We start from the raw sequence: 18,668 nt of genomic DNA on the forward strand, positions 1-18,668 counted from the left end.
TAGTAAGGAATTAGTTGAAAGGAATGAAAATCATGAAAAGGTACAAGTCTAGGCAAGGTGAAGAACTGATCTTTACAAGCTATGACAGGCTGCTGCTGACCTGGGGCGTTGATTATGAACAAAGAGATATCCAAACTGTCTATGGAAGCACCCATGTCATCACGGCCGGTTCACCAAATAATCCTGCGTTAGTGCTATTTCATGGGACGGCGGATAATTCGGCTATGATGTGGGTTTATAATATTCGCGAGCTTGCGGAAAACTATTACGTCATTGCTGTAGATGCGGTCGGAGGATCGGGCAAAAGTGAGCCTAACGAGCTGTACTATCGTAAATTTGATCAGACAGCTTGGATCGATGAATTGTTAAAGGCTTTAGCCCTGAAATTAGTCCATATAGCCGGCGTTTCCTATGGAGCTTATTTGGCTTATCACTATGCCATAATGAGACCCGATAACGTGCAAAAAGTGGTGTGCATGGCGGGGAGAATTCCAGGGAGTCAGTTTGAAGTCATGAGTAAGATGATGATGGCGTTCATGCCGGAAGCGCTGTTTCCGTCGGAAGCAAATTGTAAGCGATTGTTAAGGAAACTGAGCGGACCACATTATACCGTTTTTGAAAATAACGAAGAGTTAATGAAGCATTGGTATTATCTGCTCAAATATTTTAATAACAAATCAATGATGCAGCACGGGATAACGATCTTTGACGGCGAGCAAATGAATTTGATCCGGAAGAAAGCCTTGTTTTTAATAGGAGATCAAGATATATTAAGCAATTATCCGAAGGCCATCCAAAGGCTGAACCAATACCAACTGAATTATAAAATTATTAAAGAAGCAGGTCACGCGATCAATCACGAGCAAGCGGAGTTAATAAACCGGGAGATCATTCATCATCTAAACTAGTGGCTTTTGTGTAAATTAGATTCAGTGAAGCCGAAGGTTGAAATTTGAAAAGGAGCGGCTGAATTGGAGAATACAAAATTTTGCATGGGGTTTGGAGACACCAACGTAGGCACAAACTCGAATGAAACGGATTTGGTACTGAATTTCATAAAAGTGGAGGAATTCGACCAAGACGTGGAAGAAGTGTTTTGGTGTACTTATTGCTAATGAGATCAGCGGAAAGATGTATAGTTATGTAAGAGTAAAAAATCACAATCATCTTAATACACATTTACAAAAAGATTCTTGAAGGATTTGTATACATATGGGGCTCGATGCTTATGTGGAATGTAATTGCCTGAAGGAGGGAAAAGCAAAACCGCCCCCTTTTGACATTAGCTTAGTGGAATGGACGGATGAGGGGATCGATGTATCGCCTACAGTAGATGACGAAACTTATTACTTGTTTGTGAACTGGCGGAAGCATGCCTGTGAGCATGAGAATTTCAAGTATTATCATAACAGAGTGGCCAATATTGCCGGGAGCAACTTCTTGTTTGGTGTTATGCAGAGATTGGGACGCGAAGATTACCCACTGTTAAACTCGATATGGAATAAACCTGTGGATGCCGTTCAGGCGGGTAAGGCTCTAGAGGAATTGAATACTTTGGAATCAAAGATCAACGTACTTCAAGGGGTTTTTCTTGTGGAATCCCAATCGCAGAAGGAATATGTAAAGGCTCTGCCTGGTGATGACAATTGGTTCTACGCCGCAGGCAGCGAGTATACTTACCGGTTGAATGAGAGAGGTTTCTATATCTTAGACCGGAATAGCCGTGAGTTATTTCGTTCAATGGCGTTCTCCCAGGAAGTGATCGATTCGCAAGAGGAAGGCCGTGCGCACCTGTTGGTGAGGTTTCAAGATTACGTTACGGGATACATTCATGAAGCGTCACATCCCTTCAGCACAAAGACCTGGGGAGTGGACCTGCTCTATTATCCCACCTCTTTGCAGGTCGGTATCAGGGAGCTTATGAGCTCCGATCTTCCCTCGGTTGAAGTATTAAGAGAACTGTTCGAGGCTTCCCTCACGACGGGAAATCCGATCATATGGACGTAAATAATTCAAACTAAAAACTGGAGGCGTACGAAATGATGAATATGGATCAAATCTATCTGATTACCGATATACCCGGGTATTCACCACAAATAAGTCGGTTGATATCTATGATGAATTATGCGAGACACACAACCCTTGCAGCGACCAAGGATTTAACCGTAGCTCAACTGGATTATTTGATGGATGCGGAGAGCAACTCGATCGGTTCATTACTGTTGCACTTTGCGGCTGTTGAATATGCCTATCAAGCTGAAACCTTTGAAGGAAGGGATCTAACGGAAGAAGAGTTAAGTGTATGGGGGCCGGCTTTAAGTTTGGGTGACGCAGGTCGGGAGCAGATCAAAGGGAATGACTTAAACTACTACTTACAACAAATGAATACGGTTCGAGCCAGAACCCTGGAATTATTCAAGACCGTAGGTGACGATTGGCTAAGCAAAGAAGAACCCTTCTGGCATGACAAGCCGACAAATTACTATTTCATGTGGTTTCACGTCTTTGAAGATGAAATTAACCATAGAGGGCAAATCAGATTGATTAAAAAGAGATTTAAATAATAGTCGATAGAATTAAAGGTCGCTCTGAAACGTTAATATGCAAATGGGGGAGACAACATTAAAGAAGTTATAAAGATGTCATCTGCTCCCATTTGTAGATATGCTCGCCTTTCCGGCTACGGATCGCAGTCCGGTACATTGCTTCTGCAATTTTCCGTGCTTGGATAGGTTTGTATTTGTTTAACTTTCCGATAAAAAGAGGTGAGAATACCGGACTCAACACAGCCGAAACCTTCTCTCCAAAGCGGAATTCATTTCTTTTGCCAAGAATCAGAGATGGCCGGAAAATATGTAAAGAGGGGAGCTGTAATTGGCTCAAGGCCGCTTCAATTTCTCCCTTGACCCGACTATAAAAAATAGAGGACTGGGGATCTGCTCCGATAGCAGACACAATTAGAAATTGCTGAGCTCCTTGCTTCGCGGACAATTTGGCCGCCTGAAGGGGATACTCAAAGTCAACTTTCCTAAAAGCCTCTTGCGAACCGGCCTTTTTTATCGTTGTCCCCAAGCAGCAGAACACATCATTTACCGCAAACTCATCCTCATAATTGTTCAATTCATCAAAATTCACCAGACATTGTGTAAGCTTGGGATGGTCGATGGATATTGGCGTACGAACCAACACCTTTACTTTCTCATATTCGTCGGACTCCAATAAAAGCTGCAAAAGCTCGTTTCCCACTAGTCCAGTTGCACCTACGATAAGTGCGCTGCGATTCTCCACATTCATTGTATATGCCGCCCCTACATCATATTTATTCAAGTATATCACAGTCTGAAATACACAGGATGTCTATGTGTCCGCCGCCGCCAATTCGAATGGAAAGACCGTCCTATTAGTTAAAATTTAAACTAATTACAAATAATAGTAGATTCAAGCCCGGAAAATGGTCGACATTTTTTGGGCTTTTTTGTGAACAGGGATTTTAAGGGGATCATGAGGGAATTCCCTTATGGGAAGTAAGGAAGAACACTTTCATACTGTAAGTAGAAGAATGAAGGCAATTGGATTCCCCTCTAATGAATTCATTCTAGGAAGAAGGAGTGATCACTTCGCATGAAAAAGAGATCAGGTCTAAAGTTTTTTAAACCTATTGAGAGTTATTCGGGAAACTGGTCGATTCTTGAAGAAAAAAGCCGGGAATGGGAGAACATGTACCGCGGCCGATGGTCCCACGATAAAGTGGTGCGCACGACGCACGGCGTGAACTGCACCGGATCTTGCAGCTGGAAAGTGTTCGTTAAAAACGGAATTATCACTTGGGAGAATCAACAAATCGATTATCCGTCCTGCGGACCGGATATGCCGGAATTCGAACCTCGCGGTTGCCCGAGAGGAGCGTCGTTCTCCTGGTATGAATACAGTCCGCTTCGGGTGAAATACCCTTATATGCGCGGCCGTCTGTTGCGGCTGTGGAAAGATGCCTTGGCTAGACATGATAACCCGGTCGATGCTTGGGCAAGCATTGTCGAGGATCCTGAAGCCTCTAAGTCGTATAAACAAGCTCGCGGTAAAGGCGGCCATGTCCGGGTGACTTGGGAAGTAGCATCCAAGTTAATCTCGGCGCAACTGATCTATACCATTAGAAAATATGGACCGGACCGTATTGCCGGATTTACACCGATCCCGGCTATGTCGATGATCAGCTACGCTTCGGGAGCACGCTTCATCTCCTTGCTGGGCGGCGAAATGCTTAGTTTCTACGACTGGTATGCGGATTTGCCACCGGCTTCCCCGCAAATCTGGGGCGAGCAAACCGATGTTCCGGAATCGTCCGACTGGTACAACTCGGGCTATCTGATCATGTGGGGCTCCAATGTTCCGTTGACCCGGACACCGGACGCGCACTTCATGACAGAGGTCCGGTACAAGGGAACGAAGGTCGTATCCGTTGCTCCCGACCATGCCGAGAACGTGAAGTTTGCGGACAACTGGCTTGCACCTCACCCGGGAACCGATGCGGCGATCGCTCAAGCGATGACGCATGTCATTCTGGATGAGTTCTACATGCAGCGCCAGGAGTCGATGTTTATCGACTATGCCAAGCAGTATACCGATATGCCTTTCCTCATTATGCTGGAACCGCATGAAGGCAAATACAAGGCAGGCCGATTCCTGCGAGCGAGCGATCTGGGAAATACCTCTGAGCACGCAGAATGGAAGCCGGTTATCTATGATGAAGCGGCTGGAGAAGTGATCGTCCCTAACGGAACGATGGGCCAACGCTGGGAGAAAGACACGAAATGGAACCTGATCCTTGAACGGGAGGATGGAACCCCGATCAAGCCGGCTCTCTCCGTGGAACATCACGGTGCGGAATGGACAGAGATCGTGTTCCCTTATTTTGACGCCAACGGAAACGGAACGTTCAACCGGTCAATCCCGGTGAAGACGATCACCCTGGCTGACGGAAGTACCCGTCTCGCAGCTACCGTATTCGATTTGATGCTCAGCCAATACGGTGTGAAGCGGATCGACAGCGGTTTGGAAGCGAAGGGGTACGACGATGCAGATTCCCATTACACGCCAGCTTGGCAGGAAAAAGTAACGGGTGTCAAGGCTTCGCTGGTCGTGCAAATCGCCCGCGAATTTGCCCAAAACTCGCTGGATACCGGCGGACGTTCGATGATCATCATGGGCGCGGGGATCAATCACTGGTTCAACAGCGATACCATCTACCGTTCCATCTTGAACCTGGTGGTATTGACGGCATCGCAAGGTGTGAATGGCGGCGGTTGGGCTCACTACGTAGGCCAGGAAAAATGCCGTCCGATCGAAGGCTGGTCCTCGATTGCGTTCGCTAAAGACTGGCAAGGTGCGCCGCGTCAGCAAAATGCGACCTCGTTCTTCTATTTTGCGACGGATCAATGGAAATACGAAGAAATGAACAATGAATCGCTCAAATCGCCTACAGGCGGTGAGATCAAATATAGCCATCCGGCGGATTACAACGTACTTGCGGCGCGGCTTGGCTGGTTGCCATCATACCCGCAGTTCAACAAGAGCAGCTTGGCATTTGCGGAAGAAGCGGCGGCCAAAGGTCAAACGACCAATGCCGAAATCATTCAGCATGCCTATGAGCAAGTCGTATCCGGCGAAACGAAATTTGCGGTAGAAGACCCGGATGCACCTGAGAACTTCCCGCGTTCCTTGTTCGTTTGGCGCTCAAATCTGATTTCGAGTTCGGCCAAAGGCCAAGAATTCTTCATGAAGCATTTGCTTGGAACTCATAACGGACTGTTGTCGACGCCGAATGAGGAAGAGAAGCCGGAGGAACTGGTTTGGCGCGATGACGTGGAAGGGAAGCTGGATCTGTTAGTCGCTCTCGATTTCCGGATGACGGCTACCCCAATGTACGCCGATATCGTACTGCCGGCAGCAACCTGGTATGAAAAGGTGGATCTGTCCTCCACGGATATGCATCCATTCGTCCATCCATTTAACCCGGCGATCGATCCGCTTTGGGAATCCAGATCGGACTGGGATATCTACCGGACGCTGGCGCAAACCTTCTCGGAAATGGCGAAGGATCATTTGCCGGGCGTGTACAAGGACATTGTGTCTTCACCGCTGGGCCATGACTCTATCGCAGAAATTTCGCAACCGTTCGGCCAGGTCAAGGACTGGAAGAAGGGCGAAGTGGAGCCGGTCCTCGGTAAAACGATGCCGAACTTCTCCATCGTGGAGCGGGATTATAGTCAAATTTACAATAAATACGTAACGCTCGGCCCGAATCTGGAAACCGGAAAAGTCGGTGCGCACGGCGTCTCGTTCCCGGTTCATGAAGAATACGAAGAGTTGAAAAAGATCAACGGCACGTATTTCGACGAATCGATCAAAAACGGACGTCCGAAGCTTCACACCGCGAAGCAAGCGGCCAATGCGGTACTGCATATTTCCTCGGCGACGAACGGGAAAGTGTCGCAGCGGGCATGGGAAGCCGCCGAACAAGATACGGGCGTGGCGTTAAAAGACATTTCGGCCGATCGTGCCGCTGAACGGATTACATTCGCAAGCATTACGGCCCAGCCGCGCGAAGTAATCCCTACGCCGGTATTCAGCGGCTCTAATAAATCGGGACGCAGATATTCACCGTTCACGACGAATATCGAGCGGCTGGTACCGTTCAGAACCTTGACGGGTCGCCAGCATTTCTATCTGGATCATGAAATCTTTATGCAATACGGCGAGGCCCTGCCGGTGTATAAACCGACGTTGCCGCCAATGGTATTCGGTCCGCGCGACAAGCAGATTACCGGAGGCAAAGACACCTTGGTGCTTCGTTACCTGACGCCGCACGGCAAATGGAACATTCACAGCACGTACCAGGATAATCTGCACATGCTCACCTTGTTCCGGGGAGGCCCGACCGTCTGGATGAGTCCGGAGGATGCGGAACCGTATCAAATCAATGATAACGATTGGGTCGAAGTATATAACCGAAATGGCGTCGTAACCGCAAGAGCCGTAGTCAGCCACAAAATGCCAAAAGGAACCATGTTCATGTACCATGCTCAGGATAAACACATCAATGTTCCGGGCTCGGAAATTACGAAAGAACGCGGGGGCAGCCACAATGCTCCGACGAGAATCCATTTGAAACCGACGCAAATGGTCGGCGGTTATGCCCAGTTGAGTTACGGATTTAACTATTACGGCCCGATTGGCAACCAGAGAGACGTATACGTAGCCGTCCGCAAAATGAAGGAGGTCGACTGGCTTGAAGATTAAAGCACAAATCGCCATGGTGATGAACCTGGATAAATGCATCGGCTGCCATACTTGCAGCGTGACCTGCAAGAGCACCTGGACCAACCGCGAAGGCGCCGAATATATGTGGTTCAACAACGTAGAAACCAAGCCGGGGATCGGCTATCCGAAGCGCTGGGAGGACCAGGAGCAGTACAAAGGCGGATGGACGCTCCGCAAAGGGAAATTGGAGCTGAAGGCAGGGACCAAGCTGTCCAAAATCGCGCTCGGTAAAATTTTCTACAACCCGGATATGCCGGAAATGAAGGATTACTATGAGCCTTGGACATATGACTATGAGAAGCTGACCAACTCCGGCGAGAAGAAACATCAGCCCGTCGCGCGACCTAAATCGGTCGTCAGCGGCGAGACGATGGATCTCGACTGGGGTCCAAACTGGGAAGACGATCTGGCCGGCGGACATATTACCGGTCCCAAGGATCCGAACATCGAGAAGATCGAAGAAGAGATCAAATTCAACTTTGAGCAATCCTTTATGATGTACCTGCCGCGTCTGTGCGAGCACTGCCTCAACCCGAGCTGCGTTGCTTCTTGTCCGTCGGGCGCCATGTACAAACGGGATGAGGACGGAATCGTCCTCGTCGACCAGGAAGCTTGCCGCGGATGGCGGTACTGCATGACCGGCTGCCCTTACAAGAAAGTTTATTTTAACTGGAAAACAAACAAAGCCGAAAAATGTACATTCTGCTTCCCAAGAATTGAAGCTGGATTGCCAACAGTTTGCTCCGAGACTTGCACAGGCAGAATCCGTTACCTGGGCGTGCTGCTCTATGATGCCGATAAGGTTCTCGATGCGGCTTCCACGCCGGACGAGAAAGATCTGTACAAGGCACAATGCGATCTCTTCCTGGATCCGAACGATCCGGCGGTCATCGAACAAGCGCGCAAAGACGGCCTTTCCGAAGAATGGATCGAAGCTGCTCAAAATTCGCCGGTATACAAACTCGCGATTGAGTATAAATTGGCTTTCCCGCTTCACCCGGAATACCGGACACTGCCTATGGTATGGTACGTACCGCCGCTTAGCCCGATCATGAGCCATTTTGAAGGCAAGGATTCCATCCAGAATCCGGACATGATCTTCCCGGCTATTGAGGAAATGAGAACACCGATCCAATACTTGGCCAACATGCTGACTGCAGGCGACACCAAGACGGTCAAGGAAGCTCTGCAACGTATGGCGATGATGCGTCAGTATCAGCGGGCTCAATTCTCGAAGAAGCCATTTGATGATAGCCGTTTGGAAAGAGTCGGCTTAACTGCGCATCAAATTGAAGAGATGTACCGTTTGCTCGCCATAGCCAAATACGAGGATCGCTTCGTAATCCCGACTTCGCATAAAGAAGGATATATGGACCCGTACCGTGCCCAAGGCATGGAAGGCTTCGGCATGGACTGCGATGGTTGCGGACCGGCTTCACCGAAGCCAAGCGCCAAGAGCGGTAGAGAGCAGTACGAAGAAAACTTTTATGGAGGGATCTGGCGTGATTGATCTGGTAAAGCTTACCGAATACAAGGAAGCCTTCGGCTTTTTTGCACGGCAATTGGCCTATCCCGATAAACAAGCTTTTTCGGAAATGACAATGGATGGGGCACTAGCCCCTTCCATTGATTCTCTGATCGACACTTACCGGGAAGAAATGCAGAAGCTCAGTATGGATGAAATCGAGGAATTGTATGTGCAAACCTTCGATTTCCAGAAAGCGTCGACCTTGTATATGACATTCGCCAAATACGAGGACAGCAAAGAGCGGGGCAACATGCTAACTGCTCTGAAGGCGATCTATGAAATGTTCGGATTGAATATTTCGGATACGGAATTGCCAGATTATTTGCCCTTGATGTGCGAGTTTCTATATGCGGCGGAATGGCCGGACAACGAACATGCCGAAGCGAGCATTAATACTTTGGTGAACATTGTGGAAGACGGAAGCTATGGTCTGATGAAATCTTTAGAGAAGTATAACAGCCCGTACTTTTACTTGGTAAAAGCATTAAGAGAAACGTTCAAACTATGTCTCCGGAAGGAGGTTGAAATTCATGAACATGATTGATCAATTTGCCTGGGTTATTTTCCCTTATTTATGCGTTGCCGTATTTATCGTGGGACACATCTTCAGATATCGTTACGATCAATTTAACTGGACCGCCAAATCCAGCGAATTTATTGAGAAGAAGCAGTTGATGTTAGGCAGCCTGCTGTTTCATATCGGCATTATTCCCGTTATTATGGGTCATGTCGCCGGTTTAGGGATTCCGAAGGAATGGATGAACGCCATCGGGGTCAACGAGCATTTGTACCACCTTGGCGCGATGTACGGCGGAGGACTGTTCGGGGTGATCACGTTTGCGGGAATGCTGATCCTTACTTCGCGTCGAATTACGAAGCGGACCATCCGTAAATTAAGCTCGACATCCGATCTGATCGTGAATGCATTATTGTTGTTCATTGTGTTTATGGGGGTATATTCCACCTTTGTTACTAACAATGTTCAACCGGATTTCGATTACCGTGACACGATTTCTATCTGGTTCAGAAACCTGTTCCTGTTCAAACCTGAAGCTGCTTTGATGGTTGATGTTCCGCTAAGTTTTAAAATTCACATTATTACAGGATTTCTTATTTTTGCCTTTTGGCCGTTTACGCGCTTGGTTCATGTATGGAGTGTCCCCTTGAATTATGCCCGGAGAAGCTATATTCTTTATAGAAAGAATCGCGGACAATCAGCACGGCATTAAGGAGTTCAAGTTAGGGAGACATTAAAATGAGTCAATCTTCCAATCAATACCAGATGAAAATAGATCAATTGAGAGAACAACTGGGCTATGACTTCGTTTCGCTCGCTTTTGCACAATCTGCCAGCGATGGATTCGTCATTACGTGGCAGTTTGCTTCCGGCAACCTGAACAACCGGTATAAGCGGATTGTGCTCCAGTCGGGCAAAGGGATCGCAGGGCTTGTTTTTAAAACGGGCAAACCTATGCTGGTATCCAATGTGAAGGAAGAGTTGAGTCCTCAAGATCTGTTCAACGACTATCCCATCATTATTTCAGAACGTTTGAACAGTCTTGCAGCCATTCCTTTGTATCAACTGGATCGGGTCGAGGGCGTGTTGCTGGCCGGATTCCGGGAAGGCAAGACCGTGACGAAGAATAATTTCCGGCAATTGTACGATTCCCTGAAGGGACAATTCGGAGATTTTCGGATAAAGGAGTCGACATTCCGATGATCCAGCCATCTGCCAAGGTCACGACCGAGCTTTTGCTGAAAATGTACGAGAAAAGCTCGGATGCGATCCTCTTTTTTGATGAAAACAATAACGTGATTGCAATGAACGAGGCGGCTTTAAGCATCATCGACCCGGGCATGCTGACACAAATCGGCTCCGGCGAGTCCAACTCCTTCTGTTTTACTTGCCGGGGCTATACTAGCGATGATGAGCTGATGTCTTGTCTGAATTGCTATTTGTCCAATTCAACGAAAGACTTCTCTTCTTTTCAGGTATTCCTGGAGACGAAGGATCGGGGAGTTATTCCATATTCCGCTAACTTTCAAGAGATTGAAGTGGAATCGGGCATCCGGGTGCTCATGCTTCGCGACTTAACGAATCAGTTGCTGACCCAGGAAAGTTTAAACCGGAACACCATGATGAAGAGCATTATCAAAGCGCAGGAAGACGAGCGAAAACGTATTTCCCGCGAGCTGCATGACAGCGTCGCCCAGGAGATTCTCAGTTCGCTCGTGGATCTGCGCGTGCTTAAGTATTTGAATGTCCAGGACGATGCGCTTCAGAAGATTCAGCAAACCGAGGCTTCATTAACCCGGCTGCTTGATCAGATACGCAATCTGTCCGTGGAGCTTCGCCCGGCGTCCCTTGATGATTTGGGCTTGGAGGCCGCATTCCGGTCTCATTTTAAATGGGTCCAGAAAAATTACGGGGTAATCGTCCACTTTACGGCGGAATTAAATGGGGTTCGCTTTAACAGCGAAATTGAAACCGTAGTTTATCGGATATGCCAGGAATCCTTATTGAACGCGTTGAAATATGCGGATGTTGACGAAGTTTCGGTGCGGTTATTCGAATCGGAGCAGATGCTGGAAATGCTAGTGATGGACCAGGGTGAAGGTTTTAATGTCAATATGCGGGATCCTAAGGGAACGGGGCTTGGCCTGTACGGAATGAAAGAGCGTGCCGAACTGGTGAACGGAGAGCTGACGATTACCTCTGAAATCGGCAAGGGCACGACCGTGCATTTGCAAATTCCGACCGGGACTGCGTCCTCGAATCGTAAATGGCAAGCGTCTGAATGAATCCGATAGATGGGGAGGATAACAAGTGAAAATCGTGATCGCAGATGATCATGCGGTGGTGAGAAGCGGCTTCGCCATGATTATTAACTTCCAAGATGATATGGAAGTCGTAGCCACTGCCGCGGATGGGATAGAAGCTTATAAGATGGTTTCAAAGCATAGGCCGGACATCCTTCTGATGGATTTAAGCATGCCTCCCGGAGAAAGCGGACTCATCGCTACCGCTAAAATTAACGAGGATTTCCCGGAAACGAAAATTCTGATCCTTACGATGTATGATGACGAAGAGTATTTATTTCATGTACTTAAAAACGGGGCGCGTGGGTATGTCTTGAAAAATTCACCCGACGAACAGCTGGTTTCCGCCATCCGTATGGTTCACCAAGGCGGGATTTATATTCATCCCCAAATCGCGACCTCGCTTGTTCGGGAATTTATCAACAAGGATCAGCGGGTGGACGAGAGCAATCCTTACCAGCTTCTGTCGACGCGCGAAATTGAAATTTTGCCGCTGGTCGCCAAAGGATACGGGAACAAGGAAATCGCGGAGATGCTGCATATTTCCGTGAAAACCGTCGAAGCCCATAAAGCCAAACTGATGGATAAATTGAATCTGAAGACGAGACCTGAGCTCGTTGAATATGCACTCAAAAAAAAGCTGCTTGATTTTTAGCGGAAGAGGGTTACAGCAAACATGGAGAACGATAAGCTGATGAACTCGGTCCCTGCCATGCGCATTCTTGAAAATGAGCATCACTATTTGTCTCATTTAATGAATGAGTGGCATTCGATCGTGCTGAACATCCAAAATGACCGGTATACCGAGGAACAGGCCGGGCCGGAATTTGCCAGGCTGCGCCAGCTCCTGACCGATTTTAAAGAGCCGTTGGCACAGCACACAAAGAAAGAAGAGACTTATTTCTTTCCTCTCTTAGGACGCCATATCGGTTATGAGCAAGGCCCTATTATGTCTATCGAGAACGAACACGAAGAAATTGTCGCCTACATTGATCACTTTCTTCACCATTCCGACGGTGAATTTTCGCTGGCCCAAATGAAGCAAATTACACGGGATGCAGGGGAAGCTTTTGAAATCCTGACCGTACACTTTGTGAAGGAAGAATCGGTCCTGTTCCCCATGACAGCGAGGGTTGTGAAGAAAGAAGAGCAGGAACGGCTGTTTGAGGAAATGCACACATTGATCGTGTAATCGCAGATTTATATGATTTAATAAGCCCCGGATCATCAGTGATGATTTGGGGCTTTTTTGTGACCATAGGGATTTCAGGAATCCGATTAGGGGAGTTCCCTATGCGGTTAGGGGGAATGTCTGCGATACAATACGGGTGGGGAATCTAGAATTGTGTCATTCATTAATATGGAAAAGAAAAGGTGATGTCGCTTGATTAAAAAAATGCAGTTACCATTACAAACCTTGAATCTTATTACAGGATTCGCAGTGTGGGTCATTATTTCATCTCTGCTGCCTTTCATGAGCGAGGATATTCGCATTCCCGCCAGCCAAACGGCCATCATCACGGCGATCCCGGTCGTACTAGGTTCCGTGCTGCGTATCCCGCTCGGCTATCTCGCCAACATCATCGGCGCTCGTCTGGTATTTTTAATTAGCTTTATTCTGCTGTTGTTTCCTGTATATTATATTAGTGAAGCTAATTCATCCGTAGATTTGATTATCGGCGGATTGTTCTTGGGGATCGGCGGAGCTATCTTCTCGGTAGGTGTTACCTCTTTGCCTAAATATTACCCGAAGGAACGTCATGGTTTGGTCAACGGGATTTATGGCTTGGGAAATATAGGGACTGCGGTAACCACTTTTTCCGCTCCCCTGATTGCCAATCATTTCGGTTGGGAGACCACGATTAAATTCTATCTCATTCTCCTGATCGTATTTGCCGCATTGAACTTCTTGTGGGGTGACCGGAAAGAACCTAAAGTAAAAACCTCCATGATCGATCAAATCAAAGGCGTATATAAAAATGAAAAATTGTGGCTATTCTCGCTGCTGTATTTTATAACATTCGGTTCGTTCGTGGCGTTTACAGTGTATTTGCCTAACTTCCTCGTTACGAACTTTGAACTCACTAAAGTTGACGCAGGCATTAGAACTGCAGGATTTATCGCACTTGCTACATTCTTGCGTCCTGTTGGCGGATGGCTCGCCGACCGTTTTAATTCTTTATTCTTGCTTGTCGGCGTGTTCTCTCTGTTTACCGTCGCGGCAATCGTATTGGCCTTTTCACCGACAATCGCGCTTTATACTGTAGGATGCTTGGCGATTGCTGTCAGTGCCGGTATCGGCAATGGCGTCATTTTTAAACTGGTTCCGCAATATTTTAATAAACAGGCCGGGATTGTCAACGGGATTGTCTCGATGATGGGTGGGCTTGGCGGATTTTTCCCTCCGCTCATGCTCTCGCTGATTCACTCCATGACTGGACAATACTCGATCGGGTTCATGCTGCTTTCCCAAGTGGCGCTGGCGAGCTTGATCCTCGTCATCTGGATGGTGTATCAAGATAAACTGAGCATTTCCGCGGAAGTGTTCAACTGCACTGGACAAGGGATTCTGGTTACGGATCAAAAAGGAACGATTACGGCGATCAATCCTGCCTTTACGGCTTTGACCGGTTTCTCGGAAGAAGAAGCGATTGGACAAAAGCCGAACATTTTGAGAGCGAATAAACAGTCGGCCGATTTTTATAAAATCATGTGGAAGAGCATCAAAGAAAATGGCATGTGGCAGGGCGAAATTTGGAACCGCCGCAAAAATGGAGAGCTCTATCTGCAATGGCTGAACATTAGCGCAGTAAAAGACGAGACCGGTGAGGACGTCCGTTATGTAGGAGCATTTTCGGAATTGACGGACAACCGGAGAAAAAGTGGTTAATAGATAGGATAAGTCAGTTTCGAACGGATAGGGGAAAAGTAAGGGATCACGCTAGCGAAAGGAACTATATATCATGATGACGTCGAAGACCAAGTTACTTGACCAACTTCAAAGACCTCTGCGCGATTTGCGGATCTCGGTTACGGACCGTTGCAACTTCCGGTGTACCTATTGTATGCCGAAGGAGATTTTCGGGGATGATTACGCGTTTCTGCCCAAGAATGAGCTGTTATCTTACGAGGAGATCAGCCGGATGGTTGAAATCTTCGTCTCGTTGGGTGTGAAAAAAATCAGGCTGACGGGCGGAGAACCGTTATTGCGCAGTGATCTCCGGGAGCTTGTCAAGAAGATCGCCTCGATCGACGGGGTCGAGGACTTGGCGTTGACGACGAACGGCTTACTGCTGCACCGGTACGGGAAAGAACTGTTCGATGCGGGTTTAAGACGGCTGAATATTAGCCTGGATGCACTTGATCCCAAGCTGTTTGGAACGATGAACGGAAGGGGAATCGAGCCTGCCAGAATCCTTGAGAATATTGATTATGCGGCTCGCCTCGGTTTTGAAGTGAAAGTGAATATGGTCGTGCAAAAAGGGATGAATGATCAAGAGATCATTCCTATGGCCGAATATTTTAAAGACCGGAATATCACGCTCCGTATGATCGAATTCATGGACGTGGGCAATGACAACGGTTGGAGCTATGACAAGGTCGTAACGAAAAAAGAGATGTTACAAAAGCTTGGCGAAATGTACGAGTTAAAGCCGGTTGATCAAGCTTATTTCGGAGAAGTGGCTAAATACTACCGGTATGATGACAGCACGGCCAAGCTGGGCTTCATCACCTCAGTGTCCGAATCATTCTGCTCCAGCTGTACCCGGGCCAGATTGTCCTCGGAAGGAAAGCTGTTCACTTGTCTTTTTGCAACCGAAGGCTTTGATCTGCGGGCGCTGCTGCGCAGCGGGGCAACCAATGAAGAGATTACGGATGCGATCAGAAACGTGTGGGAGCGCCGAACCGATCGGTATTCGGATGAGCGGACGGAATACACCGCGAAGCATCGCAATAAAATCGGGATGTCCTATATAGGCGGTTAAACCCGATAACGAAAGGAAGATCAGGATGGCAGTCGGACCTTCGCTACGGCAATTACATGCCCATAAGGCTATTCATAACGGAGGAATGGCGGGTGCGGTATCGAAAACGGATCAAGTTCTTGAATGTCTGGAGAATGGCGATACCGAGCTTGCAAATGCACTTGCGGATGACCTGCTCCAATATTGGGAGAATCGAATTATCGGTCATGCCGATGCGGAAGAGGAAGGGTTTTACCGGGAGATTGTTAAGGGAAATGCCTACATGCAGGAGACGATTACAAAACTGACCCGAGATCATGACTTGCTCCGAATTATCGTTGCGGATATTCATCAGCTGCGGCAATCGGAGGGACTAAGCCCGGAAGTGCTGCATAAGCTCCAGTCGCTGATCGTGGTGAATGAGATTCATAGCCGGGATGAGGAGCGTTTACTGTTTTAAGTCCGATATAATAACTTGCACTAACTTAAAAGGTTCCTACCTTGCATCTAAGATGCTGGATAGGAACCTTTTTTGTTGCGTAGATCTGTAGATTAGAAGACGGACAAGGCCGTGATGGCCATAATTAAGGAAAAGGCGATTTCGAGCATACCGCTTCTCTTGACGGTAATTTTAGTCCGCGGAAACCATATCGCTCTAAGGAGCAGCAAGAATAGCGGAATTAAGATTCCCGGAGGAAATAGGATGAGTGCAATAGCTATGGAGACAACATGATAACCGATAGAGAACCGGTAAAAGGCTACGTTGTTTTTTTCGCGGATAATAGTTTTTACATAAAAAATAGTGCCGGTAAAATATAGGATGCTAAGTCCAAACAATTCAGTGGCCAGTGTCCAGTTGTCGCCACCGCCGACATGATAAGCGACAAACACGATGAGACTGAACTGGATGACGGCCGCGAGATCGTTTAGAAAAGCACGCTCGCGCTTCTTCTTCGCATAGTAGCAGTTTACGATGAAGAGCGGAATGAACCAGGGGATCCATTTCCATAGCACCGGCCGGGCCAGAAGCAAACTTACCGCAACCGGGATCAGCAGTCCTCCGTAAAGCAGCAAGGGCTTGCCGTATACCTGCCATTTCTGGGTCCGGATCCATTGCAGGAACGGGAATGAGAACAAGTACACAAGCAGCCAGCCAAGAAACAATAACGCATGCACCCCATTCGGTTTGGCCGCAAACATGCCGAACAGGAAAGGAATCAGAAGCATAGCCCATGCCCCGTGCTGGTTGGGAATATAGCCTTTTTTCATCGGGAAAATCCTCACTTTCGCACATTGAACATACATCTATAATTTTACCTTGTCAGATAAGCTAACCCTAGTGATGGTGGTCACTCCAAAAGGATTTGTTTATAATTAACAAATAGAGATAAATAGGAGGGCTACTGCATGTCCAAGCTGCTAGACCACATCATGTCAATGGAACAAAAGGACGTGATTAAACCTGAAACACTTGCGCATCTGACCGTGGTAACGGGTGAACTTATAGCGTGCGATCCTTTGGTTCCGCATACGGAGTCTTTTTCCAGAACTATTTCACCGGGTGTATACCCCGTTGTGGCCTGGTGGCTTCAAGAAGAGCAAGCCATTGCTGCCGTTGAATTAAGACTGTCGGAGACGCGGCCTGTTCGCTGGGAGATGGCAACCCGTCCGGGTCAGGACATTGGCGATTTGGAGGATGGATACATATTCGGATATCCGGTAGATACAGGGCTGGGATGCTTTGCCGATGCGAAAGCTATTGCCCAAATGGAAGAATTGGAGGAACGATTGGCCCGTGAGTTGGGCGATCAGTTTATCAGCTTTTACGATAACAAAGTGGAATTTATACTGGAGGAGAATGACGATAACTGGGGTGACCTCGTCTTGAATGCCGAGGAAGGATTGAATGTCGTGATGTTTCGTTCCGGGTTTGGAGACGGATATTACGCATCTTATTGGGGATTCAGCGCGGAAGGAGAGGTGGTATCGCTGGTTACCGACTTTGGCCTCTTCCCGGTTCTTTAAGTGTAATCTTGGAAACTACATATTTTCCCGGGTTCAGTAGTTTTTTCATCGGGCGATATGGTGCTATAATAGATAACGTAAATTTTATAAAGAAAGCAGGTACACCATGGGTCGTAAATGGAACAATATTAAAGAAAAGAAAGCTTCGAAAGATGCGAATACTAGCCGGATCTATGCTAAATTCGGCGTGGAAATTTATGTAGCGGCCAAAAAAGGCGAGCCGGATCCCGAGTCCAACCGTGCTTTGAAAGTCGTGCTTGAGCGTGCCAAGACCTATAATGTGCCAAAAGCGATTATCGACCGTGCTTTGGACAAGGCTAAGGGCAGCGCGGAAGAAACTTATGAAGAGCTTCGTTATGAAGGCTTCGGACCGAACGGTTCCATGGTTATTGTCGATACTTTGACGAACAACGTCAACCGTACCGCATCGGCTGTGCGCTCCGCATTCAACAAGAATGGCGGCAATATGGGCGTGAGCGGTTCTGTGGCGTACATGTTCGATGCGACGGCAGTTATCGGCGTGGCGAACAAAACGCTGGATGAAGTGTTCGAGCTCATGATGGAATCGGATGTTGAAGTCCGCGATATCGTGGAAGAAGAAGAGAACATCATCGTCTACGCCGAGCCGGATCAATTCCATGAGGTTCAGGAAGCTTTCAAACAAGCGGGGATCACGGAGTTTACCGTTGCCGAATTGACGATGCTTGCCCAGAACTACATCGCACTTCCGGAGGATTCCGTGCCGCAGTTCGAGAAGCTGATCGATGCGCTCGAGGACCTGGAGGATGTGCAGCAAGTGTATCATAATGTGGAGTTTGAAGAAGAATAATAATATAAATACTATTGAGTGATTTATTTAACGTGGGAGCCGCAGAAATGCGGCTTTTTTGTTTGTCTTGAGGAATAGTGGACAGGAATAGATAAGTGGTGGAAGGTGTAGGCATAAAACCTAACAAAATGAAAAAGACTGTTCTTAGGATCTGATCCCGGAAGAGTCTTGTTATGCAATAGTA

At 47.6% G+C, this 18,668-nt stretch carries 19 protein-coding genes; 17 read left to right on the forward strand and 2 right to left on the reverse strand.

Annotation, left to right across the window (positions count from 1 at the left end; genetic code table 11):
- Window positions 1-32: 32 nt before the first annotated feature.
- The 4 genes from KB559_RS03495 to KB559_RS03510 all read left to right on the forward strand — a co-directional run bounded on the left by KB559_RS03495 (window position 33) and on the right by KB559_RS03510 (window position 2,564).
- Window positions 33-908, forward strand: coding sequence for an alpha/beta fold hydrolase (locus KB559_RS03495; protein ID WP_211020297.1), 876 nt, complete (start codon window positions 33-35; stop codon window positions 906-908).
- Window positions 909-971: 63 nt separating this feature from the next.
- Window positions 972-1,115: a hypothetical protein gene (locus tag KB559_RS03500; protein ID WP_211020298.1), complete on the forward strand. Its 144-nt coding sequence runs from the start codon at window positions 972-974 to the stop codon at window positions 1,113-1,115.
- Between the two features lie 175 nt (window positions 1,116-1,290).
- Complete coding sequence (locus tag KB559_RS03505) at window positions 1,291-2,007, forward strand: hypothetical protein (RefSeq protein ID WP_211020300.1); 717 nt, start codon at window positions 1,291-1,293, stop codon at window positions 2,005-2,007.
- A gap of 32 nt (window positions 2,008-2,039) precedes the next feature.
- A complete protein-coding gene (locus tag KB559_RS03510; protein WP_211020302.1) occupies window positions 2,040-2,564 on the forward strand; it encodes a DinB family protein in 525 nt (174 codons plus the stop codon).
- 67 nt (window positions 2,565-2,631) lie between these two features.
- Here KB559_RS03510 and KB559_RS03515 read toward each other — a convergent pair whose 3' ends face one another.
- Entirely contained in the window at window positions 2,632-3,294 is a 663-nt protein-coding gene (locus KB559_RS03515; protein WP_211020304.1) for an oxidoreductase, read from the reverse strand.
- 327 nt (window positions 3,295-3,621) lie between these two features.
- On the opposite strand from KB559_RS03515, the gene KB559_RS03520 reads away from it, so the two are divergent.
- The 11 genes from KB559_RS03520 to KB559_RS03570 all read left to right on the forward strand — a co-directional run bounded on the left by KB559_RS03520 (window position 3,622) and on the right by KB559_RS03570 (window position 16,090).
- Window positions 3,622-7,296, forward strand: coding sequence for a nitrate reductase subunit alpha (locus tag KB559_RS03520; RefSeq protein WP_211020305.1), 3,675 nt, complete (start codon window positions 3,622-3,624; stop codon window positions 7,294-7,296).
- Window positions 7,286-8,827: a nitrate reductase subunit beta gene (narH, locus tag KB559_RS03525; protein WP_211020306.1), complete on the forward strand. Its 1,542-nt coding sequence runs from the start codon at window positions 7,286-7,288 to the stop codon at window positions 8,825-8,827. Before KB559_RS03520 ends, narH begins: the two co-directional genes overlap by 11 nt.
- The gene (gene narJ, locus KB559_RS03530; RefSeq protein WP_211020307.1) at window positions 8,820-9,389 is read left to right on the forward strand and encodes a nitrate reductase molybdenum cofactor assembly chaperone; all 570 of its coding nucleotides are present in this window, start codon (window positions 8,820-8,822) and stop codon (window positions 9,387-9,389) included. Before narH ends, narJ begins: the two co-directional genes overlap by 8 nt.
- Complete coding sequence (gene narI, locus KB559_RS03535) at window positions 9,376-10,074, forward strand: respiratory nitrate reductase subunit gamma (RefSeq protein WP_211020308.1); 699 nt, start codon at window positions 9,376-9,378, stop codon at window positions 10,072-10,074. The genes narJ and narI overlap by 14 nt, the downstream gene beginning before the upstream one ends.
- A 26-nt stretch (window positions 10,075-10,100) precedes the next feature.
- The gene (locus KB559_RS03540; RefSeq protein WP_211020309.1) at window positions 10,101-10,565 is read left to right on the forward strand and encodes a GAF domain-containing protein; all 465 of its coding nucleotides are present in this window, start codon (window positions 10,101-10,103) and stop codon (window positions 10,563-10,565) included.
- Window positions 10,562-11,647, forward strand: coding sequence for a sensor histidine kinase (locus tag KB559_RS03545; protein WP_211020310.1), 1,086 nt, complete (start codon window positions 10,562-10,564; stop codon window positions 11,645-11,647). Before KB559_RS03540 ends, KB559_RS03545 begins: the two co-directional genes overlap by 4 nt.
- Before the next feature lie 25 nt (window positions 11,648-11,672).
- Window positions 11,673-12,320: a response regulator gene (locus KB559_RS03550; RefSeq protein WP_211020312.1), complete on the forward strand. Its 648-nt coding sequence runs from the start codon at window positions 11,673-11,675 to the stop codon at window positions 12,318-12,320.
- A gap of 21 nt (window positions 12,321-12,341) precedes the next feature.
- The gene (locus tag KB559_RS03555) at window positions 12,342-12,857 is read left to right on the forward strand and encodes a hemerythrin domain-containing protein (protein WP_211020314.1); all 516 of its coding nucleotides are present in this window, start codon (window positions 12,342-12,344) and stop codon (window positions 12,855-12,857) included.
- A 192-nt stretch (window positions 12,858-13,049) separates the two neighbouring features.
- On the forward strand, window positions 13,050-14,555 hold the full coding sequence (locus tag KB559_RS03560; RefSeq protein WP_211020316.1) for a nitrate/nitrite transporter: 1,506 nt from the start codon (window positions 13,050-13,052) through the stop codon (window positions 14,553-14,555).
- A gap of 76 nt (window positions 14,556-14,631) precedes the next feature.
- Complete coding sequence (moaA, locus tag KB559_RS03565; protein WP_211020940.1) at window positions 14,632-15,651, forward strand: GTP 3',8-cyclase MoaA; 1,020 nt, start codon at window positions 14,632-14,634, stop codon at window positions 15,649-15,651.
- 25 nt (window positions 15,652-15,676) lie between these two features.
- The gene (locus KB559_RS03570) at window positions 15,677-16,090 is read left to right on the forward strand and encodes a hemerythrin domain-containing protein (RefSeq protein WP_211020318.1); all 414 of its coding nucleotides are present in this window, start codon (window positions 15,677-15,679) and stop codon (window positions 16,088-16,090) included.
- A gap of 92 nt (window positions 16,091-16,182) precedes the next feature.
- Here the strand turns inward: KB559_RS03570 and KB559_RS03575 are convergent, their stop codons facing one another.
- Window positions 16,183-16,899: a YwiC-like family protein gene (locus KB559_RS03575; protein WP_211020320.1), complete on the reverse strand. Its 717-nt coding sequence runs from the start codon at window positions 16,897-16,899 to the stop codon at window positions 16,183-16,185.
- Window positions 16,900-17,037: 138 nt separating this feature from the next.
- Here KB559_RS03575 and KB559_RS03580 point away from each other — a divergent pair, with 138 nt between their 5' ends.
- The gene (locus KB559_RS03580; RefSeq protein WP_211020322.1) at window positions 17,038-17,655 is read left to right on the forward strand and encodes a DUF4241 domain-containing protein; all 618 of its coding nucleotides are present in this window, start codon (window positions 17,038-17,040) and stop codon (window positions 17,653-17,655) included.
- 106 nt (window positions 17,656-17,761) lie between these two features.
- Window positions 17,762-18,484, forward strand: a complete 723-nt coding sequence (locus KB559_RS03585; protein ID WP_211020325.1) for a YebC/PmpR family DNA-binding transcriptional regulator — start codon at window positions 17,762-17,764, stop codon at window positions 18,482-18,484.
- Window positions 18,485-18,668: the final 184 nt, after the last annotated feature.

Source organism: Paenibacillus sp. Marseille-P2973 (genome assembly GCF_018101095.1).
Taxonomy (GTDB): Bacteria; Bacillota; Bacilli; order Paenibacillales; family Paenibacillaceae; genus Fontibacillus; species Fontibacillus vini.